Raw genomic sequence first — 20,069 nt, 5'->3', positions numbered from 1 at the left:
CCGGCCAGGGCAACACCCCAGGAAAAGCAGGTGGCCACGCCCGCCCCGGAGATGAACGGATCAGCTCAGGTCGATGCGCTCCACCCGCGGCCCCTCCGGGCGCTCGCCGCCGGGCCCACGGGACGCCGGGCGCTGCAGCGCGTCCACCGCCTGCCGGAGCGCGGCGAACAGTTCACCGCCCGCCGCGAACAGGTGGTCGGCGACGTCGCCGCCCGCCTCCTTGCGCGCGGCGATGACCCGGCACACTGGGCAGGCGCGGCAGATGTACTCGTCGCCGTGGCCCTCGCCGACCGCCTCGCTCCACACGTCGGCGGCGGGGCTCGCGCCCGCGCCTCTGCCGGCGCCCGCGCCGCCGAACGCCGACCCGAAGCCGCTCATCGAGCCCTTCACCAGGCCCTTGCCGAACTCGCGGCCGACCCGCTGCTGTACGGCGTCGAGCAGTTTGAACGCCTCTTCGGCCGCCGAGCCGAGCGGGTCGCGGCGGCGGCCCTCCGGGTTGACGCCGTTGTTGGAATCCGTCATTTCGCCCCTCCTGTCTCGAACCGTACCCGCAGACGGCCGTCCCGGAGCGCGGCGGAGGAAACGGAGCGGCGGGCGAGGGCCACCGGAAGGGCGATCACCCTCCGGTACGGCCCCGCCGTGATGATCAGCTCGTCGCCCTTCCTGGCCAGGTCGACGTCGTCGCGGTCGGCCAGCGGCAGGGCGAGCGTCAGCTCGTCGGCGGTGATCCGCAGCGGGGGCTCCACGTCGGGACGGGCGAAGGGGTCGGCCGTGCCGTACAGCTCCTCGGCGACCCCGGCGAGGGCGGCGGCGCCGACGGGTTCGGCGGGCAGGTAGGGGACGGTGAGGACGGGCAGCGGCGCGAACGACTCGTGCACCACGCCGAGCTGCCTGGCCTGGGCCTCCACCCATCCCCTGCGCCACTCGTCGGCGCCCCCGGCGGGGAAGACGCGGTTGGCGACGACGGCGTCGACGCGGTAGCCGTACAGGCTGAGGGAGGTGAGCGTGCGGCGGGCCTCGGCCACGACGACCGCCTCGGGGGTGAGGACCAGCCGGACCGAGGCGTCCTCCCCGGCGAGCATCTCGCGGACCCCGAGCAGCCCCCGGTGCAGCCGCTCCCCCGCCGAGACGACCTCGCTCTCCGGCACGCTGACCTTGGCGACGTGGCGGATGACGGGTGACAGGGCCTTCAGCAGCCGCCGCCCCGTGGGGAGCAGGCGGTTGACGTGCCAGTCGAGGGCCTCGGGGAGGGCGAGCAGCCGCAGCGTCTCGGCGGTGGGCGCGCAGTCGACGACGATCACGTCCCACCGGCCGGTGCGGGCCTGCTCGCGCAGCTCCAGCAGCGCGAGGATCTCCTCGGCCCCGGGTAAGACCGTGATCTCCTCGGAGGTGATCTCGTCGAGGCCGAGCTCGCCGAGCAGGGTGCCGGCGTAGTCGCGCAGCTCGCCCCAGTAGCGTTCGAGCGAGCGCTGCGTGTCGACCTGCTGCAGGTGGAGGCCGGGCGCGACCTCGACCGGCTCCCCGGAGGGCTCGACGGCGAGCGCGTCGGCGAGCGAGTGCGCGGTGTCGGTGGAGACGATGAGGGTCTTCAGGCCCCTCTTCGCGGCCAGCGTGGCCGTCGCGGCGGCGACCGTCGTCTTGCCGACTCCGCCCTTGCCGGTGAAGAGGATGATCCTCATCGGCCCTCGACGCGCCGCTTGAGCCCCTTGAGCGCGGTGTCGATGATGACCTTCTCGGCCTTCCGCTTGATCATGCCGATCATCGGGACCTTCAGGTCCACGGCGAGGTCGTAGGTCACCTCGGTGGCCCCGCCGGCCTCGGCCAGCCGGTAGCTGCCGGTCAGGCCGGAGACCATCTTGCCGGCCTCGACGACCCGCCAGCTCACCGCCGCGTCGTCGTCCCACTCGTAGCCGAGGACGTACTCGTCGCTGATCACTCCGGCGTCGAGGACGAACCTGACCTGGGAGGCGCGTCCGCCGTCGCCGGTCTTCAGGACCTCCGCCGCCTTCACCTGGCCCGCCCACTCCGGGTAGGCCGGGAAGTCGGCGATGACGGCCATGATTGTCGACCGGCCCGCGCCGATCGTGATGCTGGACGAGGTGCGATCAGCCATGGGCCCACGGTACTTCACCACTCGAGGGCGAAAGGCGTGCCACGGCCGCGGAAATGGCCGACGTTGACGCACTCGGTGCGGCCGATCCGGGTCCGCCTCGCCAGCGGCTGGTGGACGTGGCCGAACAGGGCGTAACGCGGCTGCGTCCTCCTGATCGCCTCCAGGGTGGCCTCGCTGCCCCGTTCGAAGCGCCGGGCCACCACGTCGTACAGCAGCTCGGGGACGGCGGGCGGGATGTGGCAGCACAACACGTCCACCTCGCCGACCGCCTCGACCTTGCGCGCGAACTCCTCCTCGTCGATCTCGTTCGGCGTGCGGTACGGCGTGGACAGGCCGCCGCCGACGAAGCCGAAGGTCAGCCCGCCGATCTCCGCCGTGGCGCCGTCGAGCACCCGGTGACCGGGCCTGAGGTATTCGGGCCACAGGCGCGGCAGGTCCACGTTGCCGTACGTCAGGTAGGCGGGTGTGGGCATCGCCGTGAAGATCTGCTCGTACTGCCGCCGGACGGCGGCCTCGATGTGCTCGCGGGGGTCGCCGCCGAGGGTGGCCCACAGCTCGGCCGACATCCGCCTCGCCTCGTCGAAGCGCCCGGACGTGCGCAGGCCGATCAGCTCGGTGGCCCGGTGCGCGCCGAAGAGCTCGGGGAAGATCCCCTGGGAGTGGTCGGCGTAGTCGACGAAGAGGATCAGGTCGCCGAGGCACACCAGCGCGTCGGCGCCGTCACCGGCGCGGGCGAGGGCGTCCGCGCGGCCGTGGACGTCGCTGACGACGTGGATTCGCATGGCGACATCGTAGTGTCCGCCGACGCGTACCAACCAAACGCTTGTGCTACCAGATGTGTCGGGCCGGGCTCGCGCGGGGAGACTGATACCGTGCGGGTGCCCTGGGTAACGCCTGGGTGACGGATCTACCCATGCGTAACATCGCACGGTAGCGTCCCGTGAGACACGAAGAGTGATGGTCCTGCTCATGCGGCTCCGGCCCTCCCCCCGGAGACCCGGGGCATGCGCGAAGGAGTGACCGTGCGCGAGTTCAGCGTTCCCGTTCTGGTGGACGTCCCTCCGTCGGCGAACTGCACCGACGTGGTGTTCCAGCGGGCCGTGGACGAGCCTGACGCCGTGGTGATCCGGCACAAGGACGGCGACGCGCCCGGCGCACCGTGGGCACCCATCACGGCGGCCGGGTTCCGCAACCTGGTGGCCGGAGTGGCGAAGGGCCTGATCGCGGCCGGTGTCGAGCCCGGCGACCGGGTCGCGCTGATGTCGCGCACCCGCTACGAGTGGACGGTCGCCGACTACGCCATCTGGGCGGCGGGCGCGGTGGGGGTGCCGATCTACGAGACCTCCTCCGCCGACCAGGTGAAGTGGATCCTGTCCGACAGCGGCGCCAAGGGCGTGTTCGTGGAGCTGCCGGTCCACGAGGAGACCGTCCGTGAGGCGACGCCCGACCTGGCCCTGCTCTGGCGGATCGAGGGCGGCGGGCTCGACGAGCTGACGCGGCTCGGCGCCGAGGTGAGCGACGAGACGCTCGCCGAGCGCAGGGCGAGCAGGGGCGGCCGGGACCTCGCGACGATCATCTACACGTCGGGCACGACCGGCATGCCCAAGGGATGCCGGCTCACCCACGACAACCTGCTGTTCACCGCGCGCAACGTGTCCCGCGGGCCGCTGGAGCAGCTGTTCGAGGTGGACGGCCGCGCCGCGCTGCTCTTCCTGCCGCTGGCGCACAGCTTCGCCCGGCTCATCCAGATCGTGCTCATCGAGACCGGCACCGTCCTGGCGCACACCCCCAACATGAAGAACGTCGCTCCCGACCTGCAGGAGTTCAAGCCCACGTTCCTGCTGGGCGTGCCGCGGGTCTTCGAGAAGGTGTACAACTCCGCCGAGCAGAAGGCCACCGCCGACGGCAAGGGCAAGATCTTCCACGCCGCGGTCGACGCGGCGATCGCCTGGAGCAGGGCGGAGAGCTCCGGCGGCGCCGGGTTCGGCGTCCGGCTCAAGCACGCGGCCTTCGGCAAGCTCGTGTACGGCAAGCTCCGCGCGGCCACCGGCGGGGCGCTGAGCGCCGCGGTCTCCGGAGGGTCGGCACTCGGCGAGCGGCTCGGCCATTTCTTCCGGGGCGTCGGCATCGAGGTGTTCGAGGGCTGGGGGCTCACCGAGACCAGCGCCCCCTCGACGGTCAACATCCCGGGAGCCAACAAGATCGGCACGGTCGGCAAGCCGTTCCCCGGCGTCGGCATCAGGATCGCCGACGACGGCGAGGTGCTGGTGCGAGGGCGCCACGTCTTCGACGGCTACTGGAACAACGAGCGGGCCACCAAGGAGGCCGTCGACTCCGAGGGCTGGTTCCACACCGGTGACGTGGGCCGGCTCGACGACGACGGCTACCTGAGCATCACCGGCAGGAAGAAGGAGATCCTCGTCACCGCGGGCGGCAAGAACGTCGCGCCGGCCCCGCTGGAGGACGCCATCCGGGCCCACCGGCTCGTCAGCCAGGTCATGGTCGTCGGCGACGACCGGCCGTTCGTCGCGGCCCTCGTCACGCTCGACCCCGAGGCGCTCGAGCAGTGGAAGCAGGCCGGCGGCAAGGCCGAGGTCTCCCTGACCGACCCGGCGCTCCTGGCCGAGGTGCAGACCGCGGTGGACCAGGCGAACCGGATGGTCTCCAAGCCCGAGCAGATCAAGAAGTTCGTGATCCTGGAGAACGACCTGACCGAGGAGAGCGGCCACCTCACCCCGTCCCTCAAGGTCAAGCGCAACCTCGTGACGCGCGACTTCGCCAAGCAGATCGAGGAGCTGTACGGCTAGAGGGCTTGCACGTCCGGGCCGGCAGGTGACGCGGCGGTTCCCTCGGGGACGTTCCCGCGAGCACGGGCCATGGCCGGTCCGTCTGTGACGAGTCCTGGGCGAAGCGCGGTGTTTTCCAGCGATTTCCGGCACGACGACGCACAAGATCGATAAGGTGCGCGGATGATCGGAACCCTGCGGACGCGCCTTGCAGGACCGGTGCTCGTGACCGCGCTTCTGATGAGCGCGACCGCGGGCGAGCCGGGCCTCATGGAGGACTCGGTCAGGTGCTTCTCCATGTCCGCCGGCGACACCGTGTCGCTGTCCTGCGACGATCCTGAGACCGAGGCTGACATCAAGGCGCGGGCTCTCACGCCTGAGCAGGCGAAGGCCATCGGCTGCCCTCCGATCCGCTGGGAGGACGATCCGAGCACGGCCGAAACCGCGACGCCGCAGGAGCCCGAGGTCATGGGTTCGGAGGAGCCTGCCTACACCCCACGCACGCCCGATCCGGCGGTCGCCACACGGGTGAACCAGGCGTGGGACCGCGTCGAACGCTGGCTCGGCGCGCACGCCTCGGCCACGCTGCGGAAGCTCGAGTTCGGCGCCGAACCGCAGAGCGTCGCCGGATGGGAGGCCCGCCACGACCGCCGCCTGCCCGACGACCTGTACGTCTCCTACCTGCGGCATGACGGCGCCGACGGCAACCTGGGCGCGGGGTTCCAACTGCCGCCGTCGTACGGCCTGCTCGGCCTGTACGACATCGACTCCATCAACGGGGGCAACTGCCAAGACCTGGTGATGGAGGGCGACCTGGACGCGGCCGATCCTGAGCACGGGGTGTGGCACGGCAGCCTCCTCGCCGTCGGCGGCGACAGCTACGGACGGGAACTGTTCGTCGAGCCGCGTACGGGCCGCGTGGGCGAGGCGAAATGGCAGGAAGAGCTGGAGTACGACGGGCCGATGGGCTGGCCGTCGCATCTCGCCATGCTGGAGGCGTTGGCGGGCTCGCTGGAGCGCGGTGAGGCGCTGCGGGACTGGTATCCGGTCGTCACCGCGGGCTGCGAGCTGCGCTGGGCCGACACGCCCGCCCCCCTGCGGCCGGGCTGCGCGGGCGGCCCCCGGCCGTCCCCCAGCCCCACACCCACCGCGGAGCCGACCCCGGACAAACCGACGGCCGGGGAGCTGCGGGCCGGCGGCTGCCTCCCACCCCGCCGTACGCCCCGCGTGCGCCTGCCAAGCCCACGCGTCAGCGCCGAAGTGAACGCGGTGTGGCGGCGCATCGAGCGATGGCTGGCCCGGAAGGCCCCCGCCACGTACAGATCGCTGCGGCCACCGGCCCGCCCTCTGGACATCGCCAGGTCGGAGGCGGCGATGGGCCGGCGGTTCCCCGACGACCTGCGCGCCTCGTTGCTGCGGCACGACGGCGTCGGCTCATGGGGATTCGGTCCCGCCCCCTTCTACGAGCTGATGTCCGCCAAGGACATCCGCACGAACTGGAAGATGCTCTGCGACATCGGAGGAGACTCGCTCGGATTCTGGTGGCACGGCCGTCTGATCCCCTTCGCGTACGCCAACGACGGCGGGAACCTCTTCATCGACACCCGTACAGGGAAGACGGGCGAGTTCTTCAATGAGGAGGGCATCACCCTGGAGGGTGACGTGGTGTGGCCCTCCTACCTCGCCCTGCTCAAGGCGACCACGAGGTCCCTGGAGACCGGCCGGCCGATCCGCGGCTGGCGGCCGGAAGTCGTCAAGGGCGAGCTGGAATGGGACAGCACCCGCGGGTGACGCCCCCGGCGGGACTCGTCAACCGCGCGCCGGTGTGGCGTCGGCGAGTGTGGCGGCCAGCCGTGAAAGCCCGTCCGCGCCGTGCCCCGCGTCGATCGCTCGCTGGACCACAGCCTTGAAGGCGGTCAGTACGCCCGCGTCGATGTGATCGCCCTGGGCCGTGTGGATGATGTGGCCGAGGCTCGCGGCGGCGGAGTCGACGGTGGACCGCTCGCCCGGGTGACGCCCTTCGTCGAGTTGCCGGGCGAACCTGCTCATCATCTCGGGCAGCATGCCGAAGAGCGGCTGTGCGAGCGGGGCCAGGGCGCTGCCGGGGATGCCTTCGGCGCGGGCCAGGGCGAGGCCGTGCACGAGGCCGCTGACCAGCGACCAGAAGACGGCGAGCAGGGCCACGTCGTGGGCCGCCGCCCGGCCGGGGTCGCTTCCCAGGTAGGAGGCGGTGCCTCCCAGACCTGCCAGCGTCGACAGATGCGCCTGGTAGACGTCCTCCCGTCCGCTGTAGAGAACCAGGGCGGACGGTCGCCCGATGGCCGGAGTTGGGGTCATGATCGCCCCGCCGAGGTAGTCGATGCCCGCGCCGGCGGCCCAGGCCGCCGTCTCACGGGCCTGCCCGGGCGAGGCCGAGCTGAGGTTCACCAGGGTCCGGCCTTCGAGCGCCTCGGCCACGGGGCCGAGCACCGCGCGTACGGCGTCGTGATCCACCAGGCACGCGATCACCAGCGGGCTCGCGGTGACCGCGCCGGCGACCGTCGCCGCGCGAAGCGCGCCTCGCGCGACGAGCGCGTCGGCCCTCGCGGCCGTGCGGTTCCACACTGTTGTGGGATGACCCGCCGCCAGGAACGCGCCGGCCAGCGCCTGCCCCATCGGGCCCAGGCCGACGACGGTGACCGGGCCCGACGCCACGGCGGCGGCGTCTGCTTGCTGGTGCATGACATCTCCATTCGACGGTTGGGGAACCATCAAACTAACACGACGGTTTTACGAACGTCCAACCATTGAACTACGGGTACGATGGCGACGCATGAAAGCGCAGGTGCACTGATGCGAGAGCCGTTCCATCCACCCACCGAGAGCATCAGCCTGGCCTCGGTCATGCACGCGATGTCCGATCCCGTACGCCTGGAGATCGTGGCCCGGCTGGCCGGCAGCGATGGGGAGAACTGCGGAGGGATCGGCGACGGCATCGACGTGCACAAGTCGACGATGTCGCACCACTACCGCGTCCTGCGCGAGGCCGGCGTCACGCGAACCACCCTGGAGGGACGATCACGGGTCGTCAGGCTGCGCCACGACGACCTGGAGGCCAGGTTCCCCGGGCTGCTCACCTCGGTCCTCGCCGCGCTGCGGCGGACGGGGCCCACAGGCGGCTGAGGCCGCGAACCGGGGCCGGACGCGCCGTCGCCCCGGCGGCCACGGGGGCCGTGCCGGGGCGACGTCGTCTCATCGGCGCTCGGCGGAACGCGCAGGTCTCCGCGAGGGCCGGGCGTCAGAAGGCGCGCCGGGCGTCGCCCTCGTCGTCTTCGGCGTCCATCCGCTCCTTGCGGGCGTCGCCGGCGACGGTCTGCTCGCCGGCGACCGGCTCGCGCTCGGCCCGGACATCCTCGCGGGCGACCGGCACGCTGACCTCACCCTGCTCGGTCACGACGTACCTGCGCAGCCGGGCCCGGCCGGTCTGGGTCTCGGCGCCGGCCTGGAGCGGCTCCTCCGAGCGGGTCGTCGCGTCGTCGGCCCGGTCGTAGGCCCGGTCGTCGGAACGGTCGTAGGCGTCCCCGGCGGCCTCGCCGGTCACGCCGAAGCGCTCACGGGCCGTGCCGCCGACGGTGCCACCGGTGGTGTCATCGATGACGCCGTCGGTGGTGGTGGCAGTGCCGTCGGTGTCAGTGAAGGTGTCCCGCCCGAGGCGCTCGCGCTCGGACTGCCCGGCCGTGTGGGCCCAGCCGGCGTCGCCGGGCTGGTTGGCCTGGATCCACGACGCGTCGAGGTCGTAGTGACGGTAGAGCACCTGCTCCTGGTCGGGCGACAGGTACCCGTCGTCGCGGAGGTCGACGTCGGGGGCGTCCTTGATGCGGTCCTTGTCGTAGGCCACCTCGACGCGGTCGCCGACCAGGTCGGCGTTCTGCAGAGGGATGAAGGTCTCCTTGGTCCCGAACAGCCCGCTCTTGACGCAGAGCCACTCCGGCTGACCGGTCGCCTCGTCGAGGAAGACGTGCTTGACGTCGCCGACCTTGTCCCCGTTGGGGTCGTAGACCGGATGGTCGATGACCATGGGGATCTGTTCGAGCGTGATCATGCGTTCTCCCTTTTCCTCGCTTGGTCGTTCCTTTGACCGCCTACCGCGAGAAGCCGAGCGAAAACCCCTCATGCCAACAAAACAAATGCGCGGATGCTCGATCCGGCCGGACCGGACGGTGCGGACTTCCAGGTCATCGGCCGGCTCAGGCTCCCGGCCCGGCCGCTGAGATTTTTCGCGGGCCGGTCTCCACGCGGGGCCTCGGGTCGACGCACAAGGCAGTACAAAGGGGCCCGGATCGGCGCAGGGTGACAGCACGGAACGGCGCAGGGCGGCGGCCTGCCCAACCATTAGCCCTTCCTTAGATGTCGCTCGCGCCCTCCCGGAGGGCACCGTGCTGGGATTTCCGAGTGACCCCCATCAGGTACATCACCGGGGGCGCGGCATTCGCCGGCAGGACGGCGTTGCGGCTCCCTTGATTCGCGACACGAGGAGTGATCCACGTTCCGGCACACCCAGCACCTGCAGTTCGAGGCGAAGCCAGAAAAGCCCGACCCGGTGTACGCGCGCAAGCTCCAGGAGCTCATCGGCGACGCCTTCGGCGAGAGGACCGTCACGATGCAGTACCTCTTCCAGGGCTGGAACTACTGGATGCCCGGCAGGTACAAGGACCTGATCATGGACATCGCCACGGAGGAGATCGGCCACGTGGAGATGCTCGCCACGATGGTCGCGCGCCTCCTGGAGGGCGCGCCCGCCACGGCGACGACGCAGATGCCTCCTCGATCTGGAACCTGTCGGACGGCGACCAGGGGCCGCGGGGCGGATGGGCGTCAGGCCCGACACCGGACGGGCGTCACGAGTTCGTCTATCTGACGGACCCCGAGCCGCTCGGCGACATCGCGATGCCCCCGCCGCCGGACCCGAAGCTGTACGACACCTACGACGGCAGCCTGGGCGAGCCGAGGAGCCCCGCGCTGGGCAGCGAGGCCGGGCCGATCGGCAAGCTCAAGGACAAGCTCACCTGACCGAGGCCGGGGGCACCCCGCCACCTGAGCAGAGCGATCGACCAGTGAGGCTCTCTTGCTTGACTCCCGTCACCACCCGGACACACGGGCGGCCGCCGCAGGCACCGGCACCGGCACCGGCACCGGCACCGGCACTGGCACGGCGGGCCGCGCCGGGTGGCGCCCGCCGGGCCGCCTGGGCCGGCTGGCCGCTCTCTGCGGCCCCGCGTTCGTCGTCTCCGTGGCGTACATCGACCCGGGCAACTTCGCCACCAACATGTCCGGCGGCGCTCGCTACGGCCCGCTGCTGCTGTGGGTGATCGCCACGGCGAACGTGCTGGCCATGTTCGTCCAGGCGTTGTCGGCCAAGCTCGGCATCGCCACCGGGCGCAACCTGCCCGAGCTGTGCCGCGACCACCTGCCCCGGCCGGTGAGCCGGGCGCTGTGGGTGCAGGCCGAGCTGGTCGCCATGGCGACCGACCTGGCCGAGTTCATCGGCGGCGCCATCGCCCTGAACCTGCTGTTCGGCATCCCGCTGCTCCCGGCGGCGGTGATCACCGCAGTGGTCTCCTCGCTGCTGCTCACGCTGGCGCCGCGGGGACGGCACCGGTTCGAGGCCGTGGTCACGGCGATGCTGACCGTCGTGCTGGCGGGCTTCGCCTACCAGGTGCTGAGCTCGGGCTCCCTCGCGGGCGCCGCGGCCGGCTTCGTGCCCCGCTTGGCCGGGACCGACAGCCTGCTGCTGGCGACCGGCATCGTCGGCGCCACGGTCATGCCGCACGTCGTGTACCTGCATTCGGCGCTCACGCAACACCAGGGCAGGATCGGGGGCCGCCCGGCGGCCGTGCGGGCGAGCCGCGTGGACATCGCGGTGGCGCTGGGCGTGGCCGGGCTGGTCAACATGGCGATGCTGACGGTCGCCGCCGCGACCTTCGACGGAGGCGACCCCGGCAGCCTGGAGGGCATCCACGCCGGCTTGGGGAGGATCCTCGGCCCGGGGGCCGCGGTCGCGTTTGCCCTGGCCCTGCTCGCCTCCGGGCTCGCGTCGTCGAGCGTCGGCACGTACGCGGGGCAGGTGATCATGGAGGGGTTCCTGCGCCGGCGGATGCCGCTGCTCGCCCGCCGCCTGGTCACGATGCTCCCGGCCATGGCGGTCCTGGCCGCGGGCGTCGATCCCACGCGGGCGCTCGTGCTGAGCCAGGTGGCGCTGTCCTTCGGCATCCCGTTCGCCCTGGCGCCCCTCGTGGCGTTCACCGGCAGCCGCAAGCTGATGGGCGGCCTGGTCAACCGCCGCTCCACCACCGCCATGGGAGTGGCGGTCGCGACCGTGATCAGCGCGCTCAACGCGTTCCTGCTCGTGCAGATCTTCACCGGCTGAACCGGGCGTCCGGCCGGGCGCGCGCCGCGCTCACACCGGCCTGCCGCGCACCCCTCAGACCGGCCCGGCCGCCGGGCCCTCGTCGCGGGACGTCATGTCGAGGAGCCCGGCGAACCGGGTGGCGACCCGGTCCCACCGCCACTCCTCCTCGATCCAGGCCCGGCCCCGCTCCCCCATCGCCCGGGCGCGCACGGGGTCGGACAGGAGCCCGGCCAGCGCCTCGGCGACGGCCGTGTGCGAGGTGCCGTCGACCACCAGGCCGGTCTCGCCGTGCCGTACGGCGTCGGGGGCGCCGCCCGATGAACCGGCGACCACGGGAAGCCCGGTCGCCGACGCCTCCAGATAGACGATGCCGAGGCCCTCCACGTCGAGGCCGCCCACCCGGCTGCGGCAGGGCATCGCGAACACGTCGCCCGCGTCGTAGTACGACGGGAGGGCCTCCCACGGGACCGAGCCCGTGACGACGACCGAGCCGCTCAGGCCGCCCCGGGCCACCGCCCTTTCCAGCCCCTGACGGGAGGGGCCGCCGCCCACGAGGAGCAGCGCGGCGGAGGGGACCCGCCGCAGCACCAGGGGCCAGGCGCGCAGCAGCATGTCCTGGCCCTTGCGCGGGACGAGCCGGGAGACGCACACCACAACCGGGCGGTCCCCCAGGCCCAGGGACCGGCGCACCCCGTCGCCCCCCGCCCCCGGGTGGAAGACGGCCGTGTCCACGCCGGGCGCCAGCCGTACGAGCCGGGTGCCGGGGATCACCGGCGCGATGCGGCGCCGCGTGTACTCGCCCAGGTAGGTGACGACGTCGGCGTCCCGGCCGATACGGCGCAGCAGGCCGCGCGCGACCGGGAGACCGGCCCACGAGGCCTCGTGCCCATGGGTGAGCATGACGACCCGGGCCGCTCCGGCCCGCCGCATGACGGGGGCGAGCAGGCCGAGCGGCGCCGCGGCGCCGAAGACGACCGTGCCGCCGTCCTCGACCAGGCCGGCCGCCCGCCGCGCGACCCCCCGCGTCGGCAGCATGAGGGAGGAGGGGTGCCTCACCACCTCGTACGGCTGACGCGCGTCGAACTCCTCGCACCCCTTCCACCGGGGGGCGTACACCACGACGGAGCCCGGCGGGCGGGACCTGGCGAGCCCGTGCACGAACGCCTGGATCCCTCCCGCCCTGGGCGGGAAGTCGTTGGTGACGATCAGAGTGCGCTTCGCCGCCCCCACCCCCTCGCCCTCGTCCCGGCCCACGGTCCCGTCCGCCTGCGGCTACCCGGGGCGGACGGCGTGATGCCGGCCGGGTCCGATCACCGGCCCACGGAATTGTCCCAGCTCGCCGGCGCGGCGCGGCCGGGACCCCCGCGCCGCTACGGCGAGGCCAGTTGGTCGAGCACGTAGGCCCGCCAGGAGCGGGTCAGCTCCGCCTCCGTCATGCCGAGCGTGCCACGCAGGGCGGCGTCCAGGCCCGACGCCGCAGCCGCGCGGTAGAGGGCGACCAGCCGCCGCTCGCCGAACCGCCCGGCGACGTACCGGCAGGCCAGCCATGCGGCCTCGTACGCCTCGGCCCGCCGTACCGGGCCGGCGTCGAAGTCGGCGCGTACGGGAAGCTCCCGGGGCGCCGAGCCGGCGCGCACGTCCGCGGCCAGCTCGGCGGCCACGGTGGTGACCGGGAGCCCGCTGCCGAGGTAGCCGGCGTAGTCGGCGAAGCCCTCCACCAGCCAGACCGGCATACCAGGGCTGACGGCCGCGCCGGTGGCGAGATGGGTGAGCTCGTGGGTCACGACGATCCGGCGGCCCGCCGCCGACAGCCGGGCGAACCCGGACGGCTCGACGATCACACGGTCGGCACCGGCGAGCGCCGCCATGCCCTCCACCCTGGCCGGTGCGGCCAGCTCGGCCGCCTGCTCCGCCGTGCGCGGGACGAGGACGACCGCGTCGACGGGCCGTCCCCAGACGCGGGCGACCGTACGGCTCGCGTCGTCGGCGAGCGCGGCCAGCTCGGTGACGAGCCCTCTCGGATTCCCGATCACCACGGCGTGCTCGCCCCGGGCGACGAACGCCCCCGTCCACAAGGAGGGACGCTCGGCGGCGATCGCCCGGGCCCGGGGCAGCAGCATGTCCCGCGGGCCGGATCCCGGCACCCCCGCCAGCAGCGTCACCGCCGCGACGAGCAGGGCCAGGGTGCGGGAGGCCCCGGCACGCTGAGCGACGGCCTGGCGGGTCTGGCTCACGTTCCTCACCTGGGAGGTCGGGGGCACGAGGCTAACAGACCCCCTGACGCGGGAGCGCCGCGCCGGACGAGGTCCGGCGCGGCGCTCCTGTGGAGGTCACCTGATTCCGAGGTCCACGGCGGACGCACTGGGGACGCACGGGGGACGCACGGGGGACGACGGATCAGGCGCCGGGGCGTACCGCTCCCACGAAGGTGCGCTTGCGGTAGGAGTCGAGCGGGTCGATCCTGACCCGCGCTCCGGAGTGCGGAGAGTGGATCATCTTGCCGTGCCCGACGTACAGGCCCACGTGACCGCCGCCGCTCGTGAAGACGAGGTCGCCCGGCTGTAGAGCGTTCCAGGAGACTTTCTTCTTCACGCCGCTGCGCATGGACCACGTCGTGCGCGGAAGCTTGACGCCCGCCTTGCGCCAGGCGTACTGGACCAGGCCCGAGCAGTCGAACGCCCCCGGGCCGGTGGCTCCCCACCGGTAGGGGGCGCCGATGCGACTCTTGGCCGCGGTGACGGCTCGCCGAGCCTTGGCCCGCTGGAGTGCGGCCCTGCTCAGCTTCCTCACCTTCCTCTTCGAATCGGCCTTGGCCGCCTTGGTGGACGACTTCGAAGAGGCCGTACTGGAGGCCGCTCTCGCGGTGGTCTCCGTGGTCACCTTCGTGACCGTAACTGTCAGCGAATCGCCCGTATCGGCCGCCGCCGACTGGGTGCCGAAGGCTCCCACGGACGCCGACAGAGCGGCGGCGCCGAGGGTGATGCGGGCAAGGCGAGACAGACTAGCGGGGGTGGTAGACAGGATTGCTCCTCGGTTCTTCCGCTGGCGCCTACCGGGTTAGCTGACGGATTCGGGCGGGGAAGTCGCCCTACGGCGCGTGTCGCGCCGATTCACCCCTGACCTCCGCTTGAGAAGGTCGATTGGTTCCCCGGCTCCGTGCCTCCTGACTGCACGGACTCGGCAGGTCACCGCGCCCAGGGGCCCTCTGCAGGGGGTTTTCTCGTGGCGGCGTCGGTGACGTTTCGGTGGAGGTGCCAGGTGGGCCGGCCGGGTGGCCGTGCCCACCGCGACGAGCACTCGTGCTGTCGCGGCCCAGAAGCTACCGAGCCGGACCGGCTTTCCGCAAAGCCTCAACCGCGGATAAAGATCCAATAACGGCCAACAATCGGACAAATCCGCAGGTTACTCATGTAACGAAGAGGTAAATGTGACTCTGCTCACAACGCCCGCATCAGGGCATGGCTGACGCAACACAGGTAACAGAACTAACCCCGCCAGGTAACCCTCAGGGGCGTACGGCCCCGATCGCGTGATACTCGGAGAGACTGACGATCTTCACGACGTCTCCGGTCTGCGGGGCGTGGACGACCTTGCCGTTGCCGGCGTACATGCCCACATGGCCGTACCCCGCGTGGAAAAGCAGATCCCCCGGCTCCAGGGCGTCGAGCGACACTCTGCGGCTCGCGCCCCACGCCCACTGCTCGTAGCTCGTCCGCGGCAGGTTGACCCCCGCCGCCGCCCACGAGCCCTGCACGAGGCCGGAGCAGTCCCACGCCCCCGGGCCGGTCCCCCCGTAGCGGTACGGCTTGCCCACCTGCTTGTAGGCGAACTGCAGCGCCGCCAGCGCGTTGCCTGACGCGGGGCCGCTGTAGACGACGCCTGGGCTGTTCGGATTGCCGGCGTTGTACGCGCCCAGCTTGCGCAGCAGCCGCGTCTGCTCGTCGACGAGGTCGTCGACCTTGTCCTTCTCGCCGGCCAGCTCGGCCTTGACCTTGGTGGCCGCCTCGTAGAGCGCCTTCTTCTGGTTCCTGCGGTCCTTCAGGCCCTTGATGGCGTCCTCGTACTCCCGGAGGCGCCCGGCCCGCTCCTGCGAGATCTGGTCGAGCGCCGCGAGGCCGCTGAGCGTCACTCCGGGGTCTCCGCCGGAGATGACGCCGCCCAAACCGGCGTCCCCGCCGACCTGGTAGGTGTTGACCGCCATCGTGACCAGCCCGGATCGGAGGGCGTCCACCCGGACGGACTGCTTCTTGTAGTCGCCGTTCAGCGCGAGGTACTGCTTCTTGGCCTTCTTCCACTTCTCACTGGCCGCGTTATAGCGGTCCACGAGCTGGTCGGCCTGGGAGTTCAGCTTCTGCAGTTTCGCCTTGGCCTGAGCGAGCGTCGGCTTCGGATCCGCCTGTGCGCTCGCGACCGGCAACAGCAGAACCGCGGCGGCCACGGCCGTGGCCACCGGTACTCGCCCTCGCACTCGGGCCCCCTAGCGGAATCGACCTCAACCTGCGGCGCGACTCTATCTAGGCGATCTTGAAGCTACAACCTATTCGCAGGTATTCGCGGCACTCATCACCAATGGCGACGGGATGAGAGCGGAGCGTGCCCGCCCCTGAGCGGACGGCCGGGTCAGCTCCTGCCGAGGCGGCGCAGCAGCGTCAGCGACGGCACCGGACGCGCCCCCATCCGGCGCACCGAGTCGGCCACCTCGCGGTCGGAGGAGACGACGGCGATGGCACGGCCGACCGGCTCGGCCCGCACCAGCCTGCGGATCAGGTCGTCGGCGATCTCCCCGGGCGCGCTGAACATCACCCGCACGCCCCGCGGCGCCGAGACCTGGACCGGCCCGTTGAGCTCGGCGCCGTCGAACACGCAGGTCACCTCCACCCTGACCTGCACGGCGAGGCCGCCGAGCCCGGTCAGGAGCCGGGCGCGCTGGTCGGCCAGGGTGAGCGACGGGTAGCCGGTCTTGGTCACGTTGTAGCCGTCGATGATCAGGTGCAGGTTGGGGATCGCCAGGAGCTGATCGAGGAGCTGGGGGTCGTCGTTGGCCAGGGCGCGCGCGGGAACGCCGGTCACGCCGGGCTCCCCGGGGGTGACGGCGGACACGTAGTCGGCCGGCCTGCTGATCGTGGTGGGCAGCCCGAGCTCCTTGCGCAAGCCGGCCGCCGCGTCCTGCAGGGCGTCCATCAGCACGCGGACGCGGGCGTCCTCCATGCTGCGGCCCTCCCGGGCGGCCCGGCGGCTGGCCTCGATCTGGCGCTCGGCGTCGGCGAGCCGCTCCTTGAGCCTGCGCAGCTCGGACTCGGCGGCCCCGTTGGCGCTGGAGGCCCTGGACCTGGCCTCGGCGGTCTCGGCCTCCAGAGCGTCGGCGCGCGCCTCGGCCGCCTTCGTCCGCTCCCGGGCGTCGTGCAGTTTGCGCCGCAGGTCCGAGTTCTCCGCGCGGGCGGACCTGAGCTGCTCGCGGACCCGCTCGATCTCCTCCTTGGCCGCGGCCCGATGCGCCGCGAGCTGCTCGCGCAGCCGTATCTCCGCCTGCTCACGCTGCGTGCCGGCGGAGGCGGCCCGCTCCAGGTCGGCCCGCGCCTCCTCCACCAGGCCGGGCCATCCGGGCGGCCGGGTCAGGTAGGCGGCGGCCGCGACCAGGACCGGCTCGGCCGCCGGAGGGACGGTGCCCTCGGCGAGGCTCGCCACCAGCTCCGGCCAGGCCGCCTGCAGCGACTCGGCCACCAGCTCGCGGAACTCCTTGTCGTTCTCCAGCTGGGCGGCGATCGGCGCGCTGCCCAGCCGGGCCCGCTTGCGTGGGTCGAACTTGGCGATGCCGCGCAGCGGCGGCGGGACCGCGGTCGCCTGCATGGAGCCGAGCACCTGCGCGGCGACCTCCACGACATGTAACCGGACCTGCTCGGGCAACGGACGAGACAGGCCCTCTCCGGCTGAACTCATCTCGTCGCTCCTTGTATGTGTCTTCTTACAAGAGTACGACCGCCGCACCCGTGTACGAGTCGAGCGCGCCGATCTCCGGCGGGCGGCACGGTGGCCGGCACGGTGGCCGGCACGGCGGGCGGCACGGGTGGTCCTAGGCTCGGTCCGTGCTGACGCCCTCCTATCCCATAGCGACCCCGAGACTCATCCTCCGCCCCTTCCGCCCCGGCGACCTCGACGACCTGTACGCGTTCCACTCCCTGCCCGAGGTGACGACGTACCTCTACTGGGACGCCCGCACCAGGGAGGAGACCCGGGCGGCGCTGGACGTCAAGATCGCCCAGGCCTGCCTGCGGGAGGACGGCGACGCGCTGAGCGTCGCCGTCGAGCTGCCCGAGACCGGCGTCGTCATCGGGGACCTGACCCTCTTCTGGCGCAGCGAGGAGCACCGCCAGGGCGAGATCGGCTTCGTCTTCAACCCGGCGTACCAGGGCCGGGGGCTGGCCACGGAGGCGGCGCGCGAGCTGCTGCGGCTCGGCTTCCGCGAGCTGGGGCTGCACAGGATCTACGGCCGCTGCGACGCCCGCAACACCTCGTCGGCGCGTGTCATGGAGCGTCTCGGCATGCGCCGGGAGGCCCACCTCGTGGAGAACGAGTTCTTCGCGGGCGAGTGGAGCGACGAGCTGGTCTACGCCATGCTGCGGCGGGAGTGGGAGAACCCTGCCTGACCTCGGGCGTGGCGCGAATGTCGGTCGGGATCTCTATGGTCATGGGCGTGGATGCGGTACAAGGCACGCTGGACGAGCTCGGCACACCCCTGCGAGACGTGACGTTCGTCGTCTTCGACCTTGAGACGACGGGCGGTTCCGCCGCCGAGCACGCCATCACCGAGATCGGCGCGGTCAAGGTGCGCGGCGGCGAGGTGCTCGGCGAGTTCGCCACGCTGGTCGACCCCGGCGGCCCGATCCCGCCCTTCATCTCGGTGCTGACCGGCATCACGGACGCCATGGTGATCGCCGCCCCGAAGTTCACGGAGGTGCTGCCGAGCTTCCTGGAGTTCGCCAAGGGAGCGGCGCTGGTGGCGCACAACGCGCCGTTCGACATGTCGTTCATCCGGGCCGCCTGCGCCGCCTCCGGCTACCCGCCGCCGGCCAACCCGGTGGTCGACACCGCCGACCTCGCGCGGCGGGTGCTCACCCGTGACGAGACCCCCAACTGCAAGCTCGGCACCCTCGCCAGGGTCTTCCGCAGCTCCACCGAGCCCTGTCACCGCGCGCTTTCCGACGCCCGGGCGACGGTCGACGTCCTGCACGGGCTCATCGGCCGGGTCGGCTCGCTCGGCGTCCACACCCTTGAGGAGCTGCGCGGCTTCGTCCGCGCCCCCACCCCCGAGCAGCGCCGCAAACGCCACCTGTCCGAGGGCGTGCCCGGCGTCCCGGGCGTCTACGTCTTCGAGGACGCCAAGGGCGAGGCGCTGTACATCGGCAAGAGCACCAACCTGCGCAACCGCGTCCGCAGCTACTTCACCGCGAGCGAGACGCGCGCGCGGATCAGGGAGATGGTGGGCATCGCGGAGCGGGTGCGGACGATCGTCTGCGCCACGGCCCTGGAGGCCGAGATCCGCGAGCTCAGGATGATCGGTGCGACGAAGCCGCGGTACAACCGCAGATCGCGCTTTCCCGAGCGGGTGGTGTGGCTGAAGCTGACCGACGAGCCGTTCCCCCGGCTCAGCATCGTCCGCGAGGTGAAGGACGACGGCGGCGCCTACCTCGGCCCCTTCGGCAGCACCCGCACCGCCGACGACGCGAGGACCGCGATGCACGAGGCGCTGCCGCTGCGCCAGTGCACCGAGCGGCTGTCGGCCCGCGTCCGGCGCCCCGCCTGCGCGCTGGCCGAGATCGGCCGCTGCGGCGCGCCGTGCGAGGGCCGCGAGAGCCAGGAGACCTACGGCCGGCACGTCAGCGGCGCCCGGCACGCCATGCAGCATGACCCGGAGATCGTGTTCTCCGCCATGGAGGCGCGGATGCGGCGCCTGTCGGCCGAGCAGCGGTACGAGGAGGCGGCCGTCGACCGCGACCGGCTCGCGGCGTACGTCCGGGCGGCGGCCCGCATGCAGCGCCTCAGCTCGCTGACCGGCATCCCGCAGATGATCGCGGCCAGCCCCGCTTTCGACGGCGGGTGGGACATCCACGTCGTCCGGTACGGCAGGCTCGCCGCGGCGGGCGTGATGCCACGGGGCGCGCACCCCACGCCCTACGTCGACGCCCTGGTGGCCACCGCCGAGACCGTCACCCCCGGGCCGGGCCCCACCCCCGCCGCCAGCGCCGAGGAGACCGAGTGCGTGCTGCGCTGGCTCGACTCCCCCGGCGTGCGGCTGGTCCGGGTCGAGGGCACCTGGAGCCTCCCCGCGTACGGCGCCGGCCGGCTCACCGAGCGGATCGAGCGGGCCTACCAGGCGTTGCGGGGCGACCGGCGTGAGGGGAGGCCGCTGCGATGACGCTAATGTCTGGGGCACAGGAGTTTCCGCGGCACAGGGCGTAAACGCGACGAAGCAGGAGACAACCGGAATGGTCACCGCGATCGTGCACATCAAGGCGGACGTCGACCGGATTCCCGAGGTCGCGCAGGCGATCGCCGAGATCGGCGGCGTCAGCGAGGTGTATTCGATCACCGGCGAGTTCGACCTGCTGGCCATGGTCAGGGTCCAGCGGTACGAGGACATCGCCGAGGTGATCCCGGGCCGGGTGAACAAGGTGGCCGGTGTCCGGCACACCGAGACCCACATCGCCTTCCGCACCTACTCGCGCCACGACCTCGAGGCGGCCTTCTCCCTCGGCCTCGGCGACGCCGACTGAGGCGGCGCCGC

General features: G+C 72.2%; 18 protein-coding genes, 1 pseudogene and 1 riboswitch. Of the genes and pseudogenes, 8 read left to right on the top strand and 11 right to left on the bottom strand.

Going from position 1 to position 20,069, the window contains the following annotated elements:
- Window positions 1-60: 60 nt before the first annotated feature.
- The 4 genes from AB0B72_RS05140 to AB0B72_RS05125 are packed head-to-tail and all read right to left on the bottom strand — an operon-like array spanning window position 61 to window position 2,895.
- Window positions 61-522, bottom strand: coding sequence for a hypothetical protein (locus AB0B72_RS05140; protein WP_367737030.1), 462 nt, complete (start codon window positions 520-522; stop codon window positions 61-63).
- On the bottom strand, window positions 519-1,679 hold the full coding sequence (locus AB0B72_RS05135) for an ArsA family ATPase (protein ID WP_367737029.1): 1,161 nt from the start codon (window positions 1,677-1,679) through the stop codon (window positions 519-521). Before AB0B72_RS05135 ends, AB0B72_RS05140 begins: the two co-directional genes overlap by 4 nt.
- Window positions 1,676-2,113 (bottom strand): SRPBCC family protein, encoded by a 438-nt coding sequence (locus tag AB0B72_RS05130; protein ID WP_367737028.1) that lies wholly within the window; start codon window positions 2,111-2,113, stop codon window positions 1,676-1,678. The genes AB0B72_RS05135 and AB0B72_RS05130 overlap by 4 nt, the downstream gene beginning before the upstream one ends.
- A 14-nt stretch (window positions 2,114-2,127) precedes the next feature.
- Window positions 2,128-2,895 carry a metallophosphoesterase gene (locus AB0B72_RS05125; protein WP_367737027.1) on the bottom strand — a complete coding sequence of 256 codons (768 nt, stop codon included), beginning with the start codon at window positions 2,893-2,895 and terminating at the stop codon, window positions 2,128-2,130.
- Between the two features lie 240 nt (window positions 2,896-3,135).
- Here AB0B72_RS05125 and AB0B72_RS05120 point away from each other — a divergent pair, with 240 nt between their 5' ends.
- Window positions 3,136-4,920, top strand: a complete 1,785-nt coding sequence (locus tag AB0B72_RS05120) for a long-chain fatty acid--CoA ligase (protein ID WP_367737026.1) — start codon at window positions 3,136-3,138, stop codon at window positions 4,918-4,920.
- Window positions 4,921-5,082: 162 nt separating this feature from the next.
- Entirely contained in the window at window positions 5,083-6,690 is a 1,608-nt protein-coding gene (locus tag AB0B72_RS05115; protein ID WP_367737025.1) for an SMI1/KNR4 family protein, read from the top strand.
- An 18-nt stretch (window positions 6,691-6,708) separates the two neighbouring features.
- On the opposite strand, the gene AB0B72_RS05110 is transcribed toward AB0B72_RS05115, so the two are convergent.
- Window positions 6,709-7,620: an NAD(P)-dependent oxidoreductase gene (locus AB0B72_RS05110; RefSeq protein WP_367737024.1), complete on the bottom strand. Its 912-nt coding sequence runs from the start codon at window positions 7,618-7,620 to the stop codon at window positions 6,709-6,711.
- A 111-nt stretch (window positions 7,621-7,731) separates the two neighbouring features.
- On the opposite strand from AB0B72_RS05110, the gene AB0B72_RS05105 reads away from it, so the two are divergent.
- Window positions 7,732-8,061 carry an ArsR/SmtB family transcription factor gene (locus AB0B72_RS05105; RefSeq protein WP_367737023.1) on the top strand — a complete coding sequence of 110 codons (330 nt, stop codon included), beginning with the start codon at window positions 7,732-7,734 and terminating at the stop codon, window positions 8,059-8,061.
- A gap of 115 nt (window positions 8,062-8,176) precedes the next feature.
- Here the strand turns inward: AB0B72_RS05105 and AB0B72_RS05100 are convergent, their stop codons facing one another.
- Complete coding sequence (locus tag AB0B72_RS05100; RefSeq protein WP_367737022.1) at window positions 8,177-8,980, bottom strand: PRC-barrel domain-containing protein; 804 nt, start codon at window positions 8,978-8,980, stop codon at window positions 8,177-8,179.
- Window positions 8,981-9,442: 462 nt separating this feature from the next.
- Between AB0B72_RS05100 and AB0B72_RS05095 the strand changes: the two are divergent.
- Together AB0B72_RS05095 and AB0B72_RS05090 are read left to right on the top strand one after the other, a co-directional pair.
- Window positions 9,443-9,948, top strand: a pseudogene (locus AB0B72_RS05095) (manganese catalase family protein).
- 55 nt (window positions 9,949-10,003) lie between these two features.
- Window positions 10,004-11,305, top strand: coding sequence for an Nramp family divalent metal transporter (locus AB0B72_RS05090; protein WP_367737021.1), 1,302 nt, complete (start codon window positions 10,004-10,006; stop codon window positions 11,303-11,305).
- Window positions 11,306-11,359: 54 nt separating this feature from the next.
- On the opposite strand, the gene AB0B72_RS05085 is transcribed toward AB0B72_RS05090, so the two are convergent.
- The 5 genes from AB0B72_RS05085 to AB0B72_RS05065 all read right to left on the bottom strand — a co-directional run bounded on the left by AB0B72_RS05085 (window position 11,360) and on the right by AB0B72_RS05065 (window position 17,224).
- A complete protein-coding gene (locus AB0B72_RS05085; protein ID WP_367737020.1) occupies window positions 11,360-12,541 on the bottom strand; it encodes a glycosyltransferase family 4 protein in 1,182 nt (393 codons plus the stop codon).
- A gap of 116 nt (window positions 12,542-12,657) precedes the next feature.
- Complete coding sequence (locus AB0B72_RS05080) at window positions 12,658-13,521, bottom strand: hypothetical protein (RefSeq protein WP_367737019.1); 864 nt, start codon at window positions 13,519-13,521, stop codon at window positions 12,658-12,660.
- A gap of 163 nt (window positions 13,522-13,684) precedes the next feature.
- Window positions 13,685-14,167: a C40 family peptidase gene (locus tag AB0B72_RS05075; RefSeq protein WP_367737018.1), complete on the bottom strand. Its 483-nt coding sequence runs from the start codon at window positions 14,165-14,167 to the stop codon at window positions 13,685-13,687.
- Between the two features lie 151 nt (window positions 14,168-14,318).
- Window positions 14,319-14,480: riboswitch (cyclic di-AMP (ydaO/yuaA leader) on the bottom strand.
- Window positions 14,481-14,792: 312 nt separating this feature from the next.
- Window positions 14,793-15,737 (bottom strand): NlpC/P60 family protein, encoded by a 945-nt coding sequence (locus AB0B72_RS05070; RefSeq protein ID WP_367737017.1) that lies wholly within the window; start codon window positions 15,735-15,737, stop codon window positions 14,793-14,795.
- Between the two features lie 170 nt (window positions 15,738-15,907).
- Window positions 15,908-17,224 carry an NYN domain-containing protein gene (locus AB0B72_RS05065; protein WP_367737016.1) on the bottom strand — a complete coding sequence of 439 codons (1,317 nt, stop codon included), beginning with the start codon at window positions 17,222-17,224 and terminating at the stop codon, window positions 15,908-15,910.
- Window positions 17,225-17,370: 146 nt separating this feature from the next.
- Here AB0B72_RS05065 and AB0B72_RS05060 point away from each other — a divergent pair, with 146 nt between their 5' ends.
- From AB0B72_RS05060 to AB0B72_RS05050, 3 genes are all read left to right on the top strand, one after another.
- Window positions 17,371-17,931, top strand: coding sequence for a GNAT family N-acetyltransferase (locus AB0B72_RS05060; protein WP_367737014.1), 561 nt, complete (start codon window positions 17,371-17,373; stop codon window positions 17,929-17,931).
- A 47-nt stretch (window positions 17,932-17,978) separates the two neighbouring features.
- On the top strand, window positions 17,979-19,700 hold the full coding sequence (locus AB0B72_RS05055; RefSeq protein WP_367737012.1) for a DEDD exonuclease domain-containing protein: 1,722 nt from the start codon (window positions 17,979-17,981) through the stop codon (window positions 19,698-19,700).
- 70 nt (window positions 19,701-19,770) lie between these two features.
- A complete protein-coding gene (locus AB0B72_RS05050; protein ID WP_367737011.1) occupies window positions 19,771-20,058 on the top strand; it encodes an Lrp/AsnC family transcriptional regulator in 288 nt (95 codons plus the stop codon).
- Window positions 20,059-20,069: the final 11 nt, after the last annotated feature.

Origin of the sequence: Microbispora sp. NPDC049125, from assembly GCF_040802045.1 — a bacterium.
Taxonomy (GTDB): domain Bacteria; phylum Actinomycetota; class Actinomycetes; order Streptosporangiales; family Streptosporangiaceae; genus Microbispora.
The sequence above is the reverse complement of the archived record's forward strand: the minus strand, read 5'-3'. Positions and strand labels throughout refer to the sequence as shown.